This is a genomic window from Paraburkholderia sp. GAS38 (genome assembly GCF_050434965.1).
Taxonomy (GTDB): Bacteria; Pseudomonadota; Gammaproteobacteria; order Burkholderiales; family Burkholderiaceae; genus Paraburkholderia; species Paraburkholderia phenazinium_A.
Genome location: NZ_JBNDJO010000008.1, coordinates 183876 through 196755, shown reverse-complemented (window position 1 = coordinate 196755; position 12880 = coordinate 183876). Strand labels below are relative to the sequence as shown.

General features: G+C 65.2%; 11 protein-coding genes. 6 read left to right on the top strand and 5 right to left on the bottom strand.

Going from position 1 to position 12880, the window contains the following annotated elements:
- Positions 1-113: 113 nt before the first annotated feature.
- The 3 genes from P3T42_RS20390 to P3T42_RS20380 all read right to left on the bottom strand — a co-directional run bounded on the left by P3T42_RS20390 (position 114) and on the right by P3T42_RS20380 (position 2649).
- Entirely contained in the window at positions 114-578 is a 465-nt protein-coding gene (locus tag P3T42_RS20390; RefSeq protein WP_074302001.1) for a RidA family protein, read from the bottom strand.
- Between the two features lie 40 nt (positions 579-618).
- Entirely contained in the window at positions 619-1815 is a 1197-nt protein-coding gene (locus P3T42_RS20385) for a PLP-dependent aminotransferase family protein (protein WP_429307064.1), read from the bottom strand.
- 132 nt (positions 1816-1947) lie between these two features.
- Positions 1948-2649: a VOC family protein gene (locus tag P3T42_RS20380; RefSeq protein ID WP_429307063.1), complete on the bottom strand. Its 702-nt coding sequence runs from the start codon at positions 2647-2649 to the stop codon at positions 1948-1950.
- Positions 2650-2878: 229 nt separating this feature from the next.
- Between P3T42_RS20380 and P3T42_RS20375 the strand changes: the two genes are divergently transcribed.
- Positions 2879-4345, top strand: a complete 1467-nt coding sequence (locus tag P3T42_RS20375; protein ID WP_074301998.1) for a PLP-dependent aminotransferase family protein — start codon at positions 2879-2881, stop codon at positions 4343-4345.
- Between the two features lie 156 nt (positions 4346-4501).
- Complete coding sequence (htpG, locus tag P3T42_RS20370) at positions 4502-6400, top strand: molecular chaperone HtpG (protein WP_429307062.1); 1899 nt, start codon at positions 4502-4504, stop codon at positions 6398-6400.
- Between the two features lie 194 nt (positions 6401-6594).
- Here the strand turns inward: htpG and P3T42_RS20365 are convergent, their stop codons facing one another.
- The gene (locus P3T42_RS20365) at positions 6595-6858 is read right to left on the bottom strand and encodes a hypothetical protein (RefSeq protein WP_429307061.1); all 264 of its coding nucleotides are present in this window, start codon (positions 6856-6858) and stop codon (positions 6595-6597) included.
- Positions 6859-7109: 251 nt separating this feature from the next.
- On the opposite strand from P3T42_RS20365, the gene P3T42_RS20360 reads away from it, so the two are divergent.
- Together P3T42_RS20360 and P3T42_RS20355 are read left to right on the top strand one after the other, a co-directional pair.
- A complete protein-coding gene (locus tag P3T42_RS20360; protein ID WP_429307060.1) occupies positions 7110-8960 on the top strand; it encodes a glycosyltransferase family 9 protein in 1851 nt (616 codons plus the stop codon).
- A gap of 9 nt (positions 8961-8969) precedes the next feature.
- Positions 8970-10808 (top strand): tetratricopeptide repeat protein, encoded by a 1839-nt coding sequence (locus P3T42_RS20355; protein ID WP_429307059.1) that lies wholly within the window; start codon positions 8970-8972, stop codon positions 10806-10808.
- A gap of 94 nt (positions 10809-10902) precedes the next feature.
- On the opposite strand, the gene P3T42_RS20350 is transcribed toward P3T42_RS20355, so the two are convergent.
- Entirely contained in the window at positions 10903-11406 is a 504-nt protein-coding gene (locus P3T42_RS20350) for an OmpA family protein (protein ID WP_074301993.1), read from the bottom strand.
- Between the two features lie 239 nt (positions 11407-11645).
- Between P3T42_RS20350 and P3T42_RS20345 the strand changes: the two genes are divergently transcribed.
- On the top strand, positions 11646-12335 hold the full coding sequence (locus P3T42_RS20345) for a chorismate--pyruvate lyase family protein (protein ID WP_429307058.1): 690 nt from the start codon (positions 11646-11648) through the stop codon (positions 12333-12335).
- Entirely contained in the window at positions 12332-12865 is a 534-nt protein-coding gene (locus P3T42_RS20340; protein WP_429307057.1) for a DNA-deoxyinosine glycosylase, read from the top strand. Before P3T42_RS20345 ends, P3T42_RS20340 begins: the two co-directional genes overlap by 4 nt.
- Positions 12866-12880: the final 15 nt, after the last annotated feature.

Sequence of the window (12880 nt, the reverse complement as noted above, 5' to 3'; positions counted from 1 at the left end):
GAAGCGGCGAAAGCACTGGCGCGGCATCGGCGATTGAGCGCCGCCAAACAAAACGCGCCGTGGGCGACTCGGCACCGCACGACGCGTGACAGCTAACAGACCGACCGGAAGGCTTATGCGACTTCCGCGATCAACTCGATCTCGACGCAGGCGCCCAGCGGAATCTGTGCGACGCCGAAGGCCGAGCGGGCATGCTTGCCGCGTTCGCCGAACACGTCGGCGATCAGTTCGGATGCGCCGTTGGTGACCAGATGCTGCTCGGTGAACTCGAGCGTCGAGTTCACGAGGCTCATCAGCTTGACGATGCGCGTGACGCGGTTCAGGTCGCCCACGTGAGCGTGCAGCGTGGCCAGCAGGTCGATGGCGATCGAGCGGGCCGCCGCCTTGCCTTCCTCCGTGCCGAGGCTGGCGCCGAGCTTGCCGGTCCACACCTTGCCGTCCTTCTTGGCAATGTGGCCCGACAGGTACACCGTGTTGCCGCTCTGCGCGCTCATCACGTAAGCCGCGGCGGGTGCGCCGGCGGTGGGCAGTTCGATGCCCAGTTCCTTCAGCTTGTCATACACGTTCGCTTGAGTCATGGCATGTCCTTGTCGATAGGGGAAAGAGGGGCGGGCGGATTCAAACGCGGGCGCGGATCAGTTCCGCGAGGCGTGCCACGCCTTCGTCGATCTTGGCCGGCGGCACCGTCACGAACGACAGGCGCAGCGTGTTCTGCTGAGCCTCGTTGGCATAGAACGGACCGCCCGGCACGAAGGCAACATTCTGAGCAACCGCTTCTTCGAGCAGCTTCATGCTGTCGATGTGTGCGGGCAAGGTCACCCACACGAACATACCACCTTCGGGACGGTTCCAGCTCACGCCTTGCGGCATGAAGCGTTCGAGCGCCGCCAGCATGGCCGCGCACTGGTCGCGGTACAGCGCGCGGATAGTGGGCACGTGCGTGTCGAGGAAGCCGTCTTTCACGACCTCGTGGACGATGCGCTGCGTGAAGCTCGGCGTGTGCAGGTCGGTGGCCTGCTTGGCCTGGACCAGCTTGAAGTGCAGTTCCTCGGGCGCAATGATGTAGCCGATGCGCAGGCCCGGTGCGAGCACCTTCGAGAACGAGCCGAGATGCACGATGTGGTCCGGCGCCATCGACAGCATGGTGGGCAGCGGTTCGCCCGCGTAGTCGAGCGCGCCGTACGGGTCGTCTTCGATGACCGGGAACGGCGAGGTCTTCGCCAGCTCGGCGAGCGCGCGGCGGCGCTCGATCGGCAGGCGGCGGCCGGTCGGATTCTGGAAATTCGGTTGCGCGTACAACAGGCGGGCGCCGGCGGTCAGCTCAGGGGTGAGCGCTGCGGGGATCAGCCCGTTGTCGTCGGTCGCCACCTGAACGTAGCGCGGCTCGCACATGGAGAACGACTGCAGCGCGCCCAGGTACGTCGGAGTTTCGACCAGCACGGGGCTGTCCGGATCGATCAGCACCTTGCCCAGCAGATCGAGCGCCTGCTGCGAACCGGTGGTGACCAGCACCTGGGAGGCGCGGATGTGCGCGCCGTTGACCGAATAGCGTGCCGCGATCCACTCGCGCAGCGGCAGGTAGCCTTCGGTGGCGCTGTACTGCAGCGCGGCGGCGGGCGAGTCGCGCAGGATCCGGTCCGATGCTTCGCGCATCCGTTCGGCGGGGAAGGTGGCCGGGGACGGCAGGCCGCCCGCGAACGAAATGACTTCCGGCCGTTCGGTGACCTTCAGGATTTCGCGAATCGCCGAGCTGGTGAGCTTGCGTGCGCGTTCGGAAAGTTGCCACGTGGGGGCTTGAAGGTCGCTTTGGTCCATGGTTTCCTCGACAGCTAGTGCTGGATCAGATTCGTCAAAAACTTCCATTATCGCGCGAGTCGCCTGACTGCGCGCGGCTCATAAGGCCTGAGACGCCTTTGCTTCTACTGCGGCGGGCTGGGCGGCGGTGCACTACTTCAGCGTGCGCAGCCCGTTGGGGGTATCGAATTCGGCGACTAGCGCCGTTGTGCCGGAGGCCTCGTCCACCGGCCCGGAGACCTCGATCAGGTGGGCCGCGCCGAGCCAGCGCAGGTGTGCCGTGACCGTCTCCGCCTGCGGGTGAAGCGCCTTCAGCGACTTCAGCGCCAGCTCCGTTTCCGGCAACACGGCCGACGGGTGATCCGGCGTGTCCCACTGGATCAGGGTGGGCACGATGCCGTCGCCGGCGCCTTGCCAGTGGGGGAAGGCGCCGTCGTCCGGCACCGCCAGGCCCCACGTGAAGGCGCCGCGGCTCATCGGCACGACCGGCGGGATGCGCTGCGGATACTGCGCCTGCCAGCGCTGCAGATCCTTGGGCCGCTCGACGCGCACCACCCAGTGCGACAGATACGGTCCGGCGGCGAGCCTCGCCTGGGTTGCCGGGTCGTCGAGCGCGAACAGGCGCGCGCGTGCTTCGACGCCGCTGGCGGGCGCCTCGGCGTCCGGATCGACCGCGATCACTTCGAGATACACGCCACCCCACAGGTTCAGCAGCCGGTTGTGGGTGCGCATCAACGGATGCGCGCCGCCGCCGGCCGGCGCGACGCCGAGCGTATCGGCGACGTACTGGGTGCCCTCGTCGAGCGTGCGGGCGGAAATCACGAGGTGGTCGAGTCGGAGCGTGTGTGCGGTCATGGCGGTGAACGGAGTCGGATTCTGCGGTGCAGTGCAGCGCAGTGCAGTGCAGTGCGGCAGGCCTGCGGCATCGTGATGAAACCTGGGTGAAGCATGCCGGGGCCGTAAGCATAACCGCTTGCTGCGCCGTCCCGGTATCCGGGCTTGTTCCAGATCGAATGTAACGCCGCCTACCTGCACAGTAACGGTACAATCGGGCCGATAGTGTTCGGTACAGTTGGAGCCCCCTATGTCTACCGCCCTCGACCACGCGCTTGGCCAGATCCCCGCTCCGAACGACGCCTCGTCGCTCACCCTCGTTGATCAACTGGTTCAATGGGCGCGCCGCCGCATCGAGGAACGCGTGTTCCGCGCCGGCATGCGCATGCCGTCCATCCGCAAGCTGGCGCTGGACAAGGGCGTGTCGCGCTTTACGGTGGTGGAGGCCTATGAGCGCCTCGTCGCGCAGGGCTATCTGGATTCGCGGCGCGGCTCCGGCTTTTACGTGCGCGAGCGTCTGGCCGCCCCGCTGCCCGGCGAGCGGCGGCAGAACGCCGAGACCGCGCCGGCCTCGAGTACGATCGACGTCGTCTGGCTGCTGCGCAACATGCTGCAGACTTCGACCCGGCCGGAACGCGGCCCCGGCCTCGGCTATCTGCCGAGCCGCTGGCTCGACGGCGACCTGATCACCGGCGCGCTGCGCACGCTCGGCCGGCAAAGCGGCGCGCAGATGCTCGGTTTCGGCACGGCGCAAGGTTTTCTGCCGCTGCGCCAGCAGTTGCAGACCCGGCTCGAAGAGCTGGAAATCGGTGCGTCGCCGGATCAGATCGTGCTCACTTCGGGGATTACCCAGTCCATCGACCTGATCGCGCGCATTTTCGTGCAGCCGGGCGACGCCGTGATCCTTGGCGATCCGGCCTGGTTCCAGATGTTCGGGCGCTTCGCCTCGCAGGGCGCGCGTCTGATCGGCATGCCGTACACACCGGAGGGGCCCGATCTGGACGCGCTGGAAATCCTGGTGCAGACATGGCGCCCGAAAATGCTGGTCATCAACTCGGTGTTGCAGAACCCGACCGGTACCTCGCTCACGGCCGCGCAGGCTTTTCGCATCCTGCGTCTCGCCGAGGAATACGATTTCATCGTCGTCGAGGACGATGTCTACGGCGACCTCTGCCCGCCGGGTTATCCGGCCACCCGCCTCGCGAGCCTCGACCAGTTAAAGCGTGTGATCTACCTCTGCAGCTTTTCGAAGACGCTGGCGCCCAATCTGCGGGTCGGTTTCATCGCCGGCGCGCCGCAAGTGGCGCAAGCCGTCGCGGACCAGAAGATGCTGGTGGGCATGACGAGCCCGGAACTGAACGAGCGCGTGCTCTACAAGATTCTCACCGAGGGCCACTACCGGCGTCACGTGGAGCGGCTGCGCGCGCGGCTCGACGGCGTGCGCGACAAGTCCGCGCGGATGCTGGAGAAGACCGGCCTGAAGCTGTTCCAGACCCCGGGCGCGGGCATGTTCCTGTGGGCCGATACCGGCGTGGATACGGACATGCTCGCCGCCGCCGGCCACGAAGCGGGGTTCCTGCTGACGCCGGGCAGCCTGTTTTCGCCGCAGCAGTCCCCTTCGAGCTGGACGCGCTTTAACGTCGCCAATTGCGGCGATCCGGCGCTGCCGGCCTTTCTGTGCCGCTATCTGGACGGTGTCGCACGGCGCGCCTCTTGAAATCGCGCCGATAGCACCCAATTAGCCGCCTGATCCGCCGCGTGACCGGCCGCCGGCGCCGCGGGTTCGTGCCTGCCGCATGAGCCCGAGGGGTTCAGACACCGCCGGCCACGCCTGCCCAGAATCAACCGCAACAAACAGAGAGGAAGTCCGACCATGGCACAAGAAACCATGAGCTTTCAGGCAGAAGTGAAACAGCTTCTGCAACTGATGATCCATTCGCTGTACAGCAACAAGGAAATTTTTCTGCGTGAGCTGATTTCGAACGCCTCGGACGCGGCCGACAAGCTGCGCTTCGAAGCGATCGAAAACAACGCGCTGTACGAGAACGACCCGAATCTGCGGATTCGCGTGTCCTACGACAAGGCCGCGCGCACCATCACGATCGACGATAACGGCATCGGCATGAGCCGTGAGGAAGCGATCTCGCACCTCGGCACGATCGCCCGCTCGGGCACCAAGGAATTCTTCGGCAAGCTGTCCGGCGACCAGCAGAAAGATGCGGCGCTGATCGGCCAGTTCGGCGTGGGTTTCTACTCGGGCTTTATCGTCGCGGACAAGATCACGGTCGAGACGCGCCGTGCCGGTTTGTCGGCGGCGGAAGGCGTGCGCTGGGAAAGCGCCGGCGAGGGCGATTTCGCCGTCGAGACGATCGAGCGCGCGCAACGCGGCACGACCATCACGCTGCACCTGCGCGCGGATGAGGACGAGCTGCTGTCGTCGCACCGCCTGAAGTCGATTATCCAGAAATATTCGGACCACGTCGCGCTGCCTATCCTGATGAAGAAGGAAGAATGGGATGCGGAAAAGAGCGAGATGGTCACGAAGGACGAGGACGAGACCGTCAACCAGGCGAGCGCCCTGTGGACCCGTTCGAAGAACGAGATCACCGACGAGCAGTACAAGCAGTTCTATCAGCATCTCTCGCACGACCATCAGGATCCGCTGACGTGGACGCATAACCGCGTCGAAGGCCGCAGCGAATACACGCAGTTGCTGTACGTGCCGGGCGCGGCGCCGTTCGACATGTGGAACCGCGATCATCGCGGCGGGCTGAAGCTGTATGTGAAGCGCGTCTTCATCATGGACGACGCCGAGCAATTGCTGCCCACGTATCTGCGTTTCGTGAAGGGCGTGGTCGATTCGAGCGATCTGCCGCTGAACGTGTCGCGGGAAATCCTCCAGGAAAGCCGCGACGTGAAGGCGATCCGCGAGGGCGTGACGAAGCGTTCGCTGTCGATGCTCGAAGAACTGGCGAACGCCGACAACGACGCCGACAAGGAAAAGTACGCGACCTTCTGGAAGGAATTCGGTCAGGCGCTGAAGGAAGGCGTGGGCGAAGACTTCGCCAACAAGGACCGTATCGCCAAGCTGCTGCGCTTTGCGTCGACGCTGACGGACTCGCCGGAGCAGAACGTTGCGCTGGCGGATTACGTTGCGCGCATGAAGCCCGAGCAGACCCGGATCTACTACGTGACCGCCGATACCTTCCAGGCCGCGACGCATAGCCCGCACCTCGAAGTGTTCCGCAAGAAGGGCGTGGAAGTGCTGCTGCTGACCGATCGCGTCGATGAATGGATGCTGTCGTTCCTGAACGAGTTCGACGGCAAGCCGCTGCAAAGCGTCGCGCGTGGCGACCTCGATCTGGGTGCGTTGAACGACGAGGAAAAGCAGGCACAGGAAAAGGTCGGCGAAGATCTGAAGCCGCTCGTCGAGAAGATGAAGGAAGCGCTCAAGGACAAGGCCAAGGACGTGCGTCTCACGTTCCGCCTGACCGATTCGCCGTCCTGCCTCGTGGCTGACGACGGCGAAATGAGCGGCTACCTGCAGCGCATGCTGAAGGCCGCGGGTCAGCAAGCGCCTTCGTTCCATCCGATTCTGGAAGTGAATCCGGAACATGCGCTGGTGAAGGGCCTGCATACGGATAGCGCGAACTTCGACGACTGGTGTCACCTGCTGTTCGACCAGGCACTGCTCGCGGAAGGCGGTGCGCTGGAAGATCCGGCGAGCTTCGTCAAGCGGACCAATGCGTTGTTGCTGGCTCGCGCGGGTTGAGTTTTTGACTGTCGGCTCTGACGCGGTTTTTAACGCGGCAGTAGATTGAGAAAATGCGCTGCTTCGGCAGCGCATTTTTTTTGCACGTTGCGGCGGCGCGTGTCGCACGCCGGGTTGCGACGTGGACGGGCCGCTGCCTTGTCGGCGCCTGATGGGCGCTTGTGAGTGCTTACCGGCCGCTCAAGATCTATCGATCAACGCGCCGGTGCATGCTCGTGCAGGCGTACCTGCGCGAGTACCGATCCCGCTAGTTCCTTCGCTTCCACGCAGGCGCTGTGGTCGGCCAATACCTTGGCCGCCAGGCTGCCGATCGCCGCGCTCGTCTGTTTCGCGGTGTGATGTTGCGCGAGCGCGGAGCCTGCCAGTTCCTTTTCCAGATGAGACGAACTGTGCCGTGCGAGCACGACGGCGGCCAGATGCGCGATGCGGTCGGAGGTTGCTTTTCCGTTCTGATTCACTTCGACTCCTTTGCGATTTTTCTGAATGCGACGTAAAGAGGTGGATCACGTTCGGCCGAACGAAAAATCAGTATGGTTTACTAAGTAAAATTTATCAACGCCATTAATTTGAGATTTAAATATGAGATGAGGTCGCGCGATTTAGCCATATTCTGTGGCGGTCCGGCTTCGGACGCCCGAGCAGATTTGAACTGACTTCAACGCATTGGGGCGGCGAGCGGACGTCTTATCGTCACTTCCTGGTTCTCCTCATGTCCGAAACAAACTTGGCCACGCCGGCCGATCCTGTGTACCTCGTGTGGTCCCTCCTGTGCGAGCAGGGCTATGACGCCGCCCAGCAATGCGCGGTCGCTTTGGTGCACGAAGGTGTGACGCCGCAGATTCACGCCGATCTGTGCGCGAGTGCGGGGCATTTCGAGCAGGCGTATCACAGTGCGTCGCTGGGGCAGGGAGAATCCACGAGCGGTCGCCGTTACGCACGGCTCGCGCTGTTTGCCGATGCGCAGGGCAAGCAGGACGTCGCGCGGCATTACAGCCAACTGGCCGTTGCAGCGCAATCCGAGGCGCAAACAATCGAATGGATGGCCTGGTTGATCGACCACTGCCGGGCGTATCCGGCCGCGGCGCATCTGTTGCGCGCATACGCGCAGCGCGCGCCGCACGATGTACTCGCACCGTGGTGGCTGGCCGTGGCCCTTGCGTCGATGCCGGGGGCGGAGGCGAAGGCCGAGCGACGTGAAGCGCTGGCGCGTGCCTACGCACTCGATCCGGCGATTCATCCGCTGTTGCCGCTGCATCTGGCGCTCGCTTACCGTGAGATCCGCGATTGGGATACGGTCGAGCGAGTGTGCCGCGACGTGCTTGCGAAGAATCCGGCTGATACGGAGATGGCGTGGCAGTTGAGTCACGCGCAGTGGCAGCGTAACGACGCCGCGGCGGCCGAGGCGACGATGCGTGCCGTCGACGCGGCAGCGCCGGGTAACGCAGCCGTCATCGCTGCGATTGGCCAGTATCTGGGCGAGCAGGCGCGCTACGCCGAAAGCGAGGCGACGCTGCGTGCCGCGCTGGCGCTCGATCCGCACGCCGTGCAAGCGGCCGTCGATCTGGCCGATCTCGAACTACGCCGTGGCGACTGGTCGAACGCGTGGCCGCGCTTCGAGGCACGGCTGAGGCGTGACGACCGCGAAGCGAACAACGTGGTGACGGTGATGGCGCGTCTGTGTCCGCGTTGGCGCGGCGAGCCGCTTGCCGGCAGGACGCTGGTCGTCCATAGCGAGCAGGGCAATGGCGACGACATCCAGATGGTGCGCTTTCTGCCCGAGCTGGCGGCGCGCGTGAACGACGAAGGCGGACGTGTGGTGCTGGCGGTGCGCGAGGCGCTGCAACCGCTGTTCGCACGCTTTTACGCCGATTGCGTGTCGATAGAAGCGGGCCCGCTCGGCAAGCCCGACTATGCGTTGCCGATGATGAGCATGCCGCACCTGCTCGGCGTGCAGCCGGAGCAGGTGCGCGGTGCAGCGTATCTGCAGGCGGACGAGCAGCGGCTCGCGCAATGGCAGGCGAGGGTGAGGGCTGCGGATGCGCAACAACCGGCCCGGCTCCATGTTGGGCTCGTCTGGTCCGGCAGCCCCACTCACCGTCGTGATGGCAAACGTTCCATCCCTTTCGCGTCGCTGGCGCCGGTGCTCGCGCTGCCTGACGTCGTGTTCCATCCGCTCACGCCGGGTCTGACCGCAGACGTCGCGGCCATGATGGCGCAGGGCTATCGCCTGCGCGATCTGACCGGGCGCTATGACGCCGGCTTCGATGACGTCGCCGCACATGTCGCAGCGCTCGATGCTGTCGTGACCATCGACAGCGCGCCCTTGCATCTGGGCGGCGCGCTAGGCCGTCCGGTGCTGGCAATGCTCGACCATGTCTCGCATTGGAGCTGGGGTAATGCAGAGACGCAGCCCTGGTACGACTCCGTCGAACTCTACCGGCAGCCCGAGCCGGGCGCATGGGCGCCGGTGGTCGAGCGGGTGGCGGCGCGCTTGCGGGCACTGGCGCACGCAGGCTCGCCGTTGCCGCACGAAGGCGCACGCGCTTTCGGCCGCGCATAGCAGGGGGCCATGTCGTTGCACGATCCACATTTCGCATCCGCTTCTTCGTCGACCGGCATGCAAGAACTCGATATCCTGATCGCCCGCGCGGACGCCTGCCTTGCGGCGAATCAGACGCCTGAAGCCATGCAGCATTACCAACGCGCATTGGAGCTGCAACCGCAGCATGCGCATGCCCTGCACCGGATGGGCACTAGTTGCTTTCGACTGCAGCAGACCGAACGCTCGCGCCAGTATCTGGACCAGGCGCTCACCGTTGCGCCGGAACGGGCGGACATCTGGGAGCATCGCGGCATACTCGCAGCAGCGACGCACGACCGTGTCGCCGCCGAGGCGTTCTACCATCGCGCGCTTAACCTCACGGGTGGCACCGCCAGCCTCCATCGGAATCTGGCCGATTGTCTGCGCGCCTCGGGCCGTCTCGCTGAAGCACAACAGCACTACACGATGGCGCTGGAGCGCGAGCCGGGCTTGCCGCACGCCGTACGCGCCCTGGCCAGAATCAGCACGACGCTCGAGCAGTTTCCTGATGCCGCAGACTATTGGCTGCAAGCCTGCGCGCTCGATTCGATCGAGCCGTCCGACGCGGTCGAGTTCTTCGCCGCCTTGTCGAAAGCCGAACGCCACGCGCAGATCGATGGGGTACTCGCCCAGCTTCGCGAGCGCTTCGCCACGGACGGCGCCGGGCTGGAAAGGCTGGCCTTTGCGCTAAACGGGATTCATCGCTTCCGCGACGCAATCAGCGTGGCCGAGCAGGGAATTGCCGTCGATCCACGGAACGCCTGGCTGCATCACAACGCATCGTTCTCGTTCAACATGCTCGGCGAATTTGCGCCGATGCGGCTGCACACCATCGAAGCGGCCAGGCTGCTGCCCGACAACCCGAGCATGCAGTTCATTCTTGCCGCGACACAACTGCGTCTCGGCGATTTCGAGCAGGGTTGGAAGCAATACCGATGGCATGAAGCCCTGCCGGAAAACGCAAACCTGGTGCGCCCGGGTTTTCCGGAGTGGGCCGGCGAGCCCGTAGCGGGGCGCAGGTTTTTGCTCGTCGGCGAACAGGGGCTGGGGGACCAGCTTCAGTTTCTGCGGATGGCGGACTGGCTGAACCGGCAAGGCGCGCAAGTCGACGTTTGGGTCGACGTCCCCTTGGGGGAGGTGGCGTGCGGCGCGGCGGGCGTGCATGCCGCCTGGACCACGTCGCCGCCGGAGCCCTACGACTACTGGTGCCGAATGTTGAGGATGCCGGAGCATATGAAGCTTACGCTGCCGATGCTTCCGCTCGCGATGCCGTATCTGGCTGTAGAGCAGGCTAAGGTTCGGCGTTGGGAAAGCCGGCTGGATGCGATTGCCGGAACTCGCATGAACGGGGCGCGGCGCAAGCGCGTCGGCCTCGTGTGGGCGGGCAATCCCGCGTATGGACTGGACCGTTATCGTTCGATCCCGTTGAGCCAATGGCAGCCGCTCCTCGGGGCGTCGGACGTGCAGTGGTTCGCGCTGCAAATGGGTCGTGCCCAGGATGAGGCCGCCGCGCTGCCGGCTGATATCGACATGCACCTGCTGGGCCGCGAAATCAGCAGCTTCGCCGATACGCTCGCGATCATCGAATCGCTCGACCTGGTCATCACGGTCGACACAGCCGTCGCCCACCTGGCGGGTGCGTCGGGACGGCCGGTCTGGGTGATGGTGCCCGCTTGCACGGACTTTCGCTGGATGATCGGGCGCAGCGACAGTCCCTGGTATCCGTCCGCGCGTCTGTTCCGGCAGCGGGAGTTGGGTCAGTGGGATGCACCGTTGGACGAGGTGCGCACTGCACTGCTGGAATTCGTGGAAACCACGCGCGCCTGAAGAGGGCGCGTGGGTGAAACAGGCGTAGAACGACGCTCAATGCACGCGGCGCGTTGCACGCCGCGCTGAATGCCGACCCAGAGGGCCGATGCGACTAGCGTCCCATCAAGGTATCCATCGTCTCGCCACGCACGAGGATCTCGGTGCGCCGGTTCTGGGCGCGTCCCTCGGGCGTATCGTTGCTCGCGACAGGGCTGTCATAGGCATTGCCCTTCGTGCGAATGCGCTCCATTGACACCCCTCGCGCCACCAGCGCGAAGCCCACCGCCTTGGCGCGCGCTTCCGAGAGTTGCTGGTTGTATTCGAGCGTGCCGACGTTGTCGGTGTAGCCCTCGACCACGATCGGCTTCTTGCTGCGACCGAGCAAGACCGCGGAACGGTTGACCACGGCCGCTGCGTCGGGACGGATCTCAGACTTGCCGAAGTCGAACAGCGCGATTTCGGGCAGCTTCACGGACACGCCGTTGGCGACCGGCTTCACCTCGATACCGACGGCCTGGTTCAAGGAAGTCTCTTTGGCGCGATTCAACGGCGCCGCGCAACCCGCCAGCACCACAACCGCCATGGCGCACGCAGTTGCGCCCAGGAATGCTCTCATCTTTATTCTCCTCCTACAGTATCGGATCACATGGCGCGCCCGTGACACATCAGTGAGCGGCGCGCCGGCTTTGTCGTGCATCGATCTTTTATCGCGTGAGGCGGTATGAGGAAAATAAGACCTGTCTGAAAGCTGCGAGTGGATTGATGCCGGTCAGCACGGACGCGAGGGTGTGGGGAACCTTATGTCTTGCCCGCGACGAGGATCATCCTGATGGAGCGCCGTTATAATCCGATACCATGCTCATCCGTTTCGATGCCGCGGACGCCCACTGGCGCGTCGCGCCCTTACCCGGTTTCAGCCGCGACCAGAAAGACTGGCTCACGCGCGGCGGTTCGCTGACCGCGCATCTGCGCACGCTCGGTGCGGTGGCGGTGCGCGTCACGCGCGAAGCCGTCGCGATGCCGTGGGCGGACGAGCACGCCGCGCTCGGCGTCGAATCGCGCGCGCCGGTGTGGGTGCGGGAAGTGGTGTTGTCGGTGGACGGCACGCCGTTCGTCGCGGCGCATAGCATTGCGCCGCTGGCGGCGAGCGTCGGCGTCTGGCAGGCGATGCGCCGCTTGCGCACCCGGCCGCTGGCCGAACTGCTCTACAGCGACAGCAGCGTCGCGCGCTCGGCGTTGGTGAGCCGCCGGCTCACGGCGCGTCATCCGTTGTACCGGCTGGCCGCCCGCGAAATTGGCGGGGTGGATTCGCATCCCCAGGCGCTGGTCGCGCGCCGCTCGGTGTTCGAGCGCCACGGCGCGCCGCTGATGGTCACCGAATGCATGCTGCCGGCACTGTGGGCGCACCTTGCGGCGGCGTCGCCCGCGGTGTCCGCGCATGAGTCACAGCGGACGCATCCGCGCGAACATGGACGGCCGCTCGAGCACACGGCGTCACGCGCCCATCCGGTGACCCAGCATGAGCACGGCGGGAAGGCGTCGTGACGCAGAAACGCTGCTTTGCGCCCGTCGTCGACGCCAATACACGAATCCTGGTGTTGGGCAGCCTGCCGGGCGAAGTCTCGCTGGCGCAGGCGCAGTACTACGCGCACAAGCAGAACCGGTTCTGGTCGCTGATCGGCGATGTCACGGGAGAGGACTTGCCAGGCTTCGACTACCCTACGCGCCTGCAGGCCCTGCTGCGTCATCGCGTCGGCTTGTGGGATGTCGTCGCGGAGGCCCAACGTGAAGGCAGTCTGGACAGCCGGATCCGCAACCATGCGAGCAACGACCTGCTTGCCCTGGTTGAGTCGCTGCCGCATCTCGCCGCCGTCGCGTTCAACGGCGGCACGGCTGCGCGGCTCGGCATGCGGGCGCTGCAGGACGCGGTCGGGAAGGTCGAATTCATCAGCCTGCCTTCGAGCAGTCCTGCGTACACGCTGCCTTATGCAGAGAAGCTCAAAGCGTGGCTAGCGCTGCGTGACTGGTTAACCGAACCGCCCGCCGCCGACACCCCAAGCAGTCGCGCGAGGTAGGCCCGGCCTGCACTA

What these genes read in the sequence shown, in the direction of transcription:
- P3T42_RS20390 (WP_074302001.1), bottom strand. Translation starts at nt 578, where the DNA reads ATGACTCAAGCGAACGTGTATGACAAGCTGAAGGAACTGGGCATCGAA.
- P3T42_RS20385 (WP_429307064.1), bottom strand. Translation starts at nt 1,815, where the DNA reads ATGGACCAAAGCGACCTTCAAGCCCCCACGTGGCAACTTTCCGAACGC.
- P3T42_RS20380 (WP_429307063.1), bottom strand. Translation starts at nt 2,649, where the DNA reads ATGACCGCACACACGCTCCGACTCGACCACCTCGTGATTTCCGCCCGC.
- P3T42_RS20375 (WP_074301998.1), top strand. Translation starts at nt 2,879, where the DNA reads ATGTCTACCGCCCTCGACCACGCGCTTGGCCAGATCCCCGCTCCGAAC.
- htpG (WP_429307062.1), top strand. Translation starts at nt 4,502, where the DNA reads ATGGCACAAGAAACCATGAGCTTTCAGGCAGAAGTGAAACAGCTTCTG.
- P3T42_RS20360 (WP_429307060.1), top strand. Translation starts at nt 7,110, where the DNA reads ATGTCCGAAACAAACTTGGCCACGCCGGCCGATCCTGTGTACCTCGTG.
- P3T42_RS20355 (WP_429307059.1), top strand. Translation starts at nt 8,970, where the DNA reads ATGTCGTTGCACGATCCACATTTCGCATCCGCTTCTTCGTCGACCGGC.
- P3T42_RS20350 (WP_074301993.1), bottom strand. Translation starts at nt 11,406, where the DNA reads ATGAGAGCATTCCTGGGCGCAACTGCGTGCGCCATGGCGGTTGTGGTG.
- P3T42_RS20345 (WP_429307058.1), top strand. Translation starts at nt 11,646, where the DNA reads ATGCTCATCCGTTTCGATGCCGCGGACGCCCACTGGCGCGTCGCGCCC.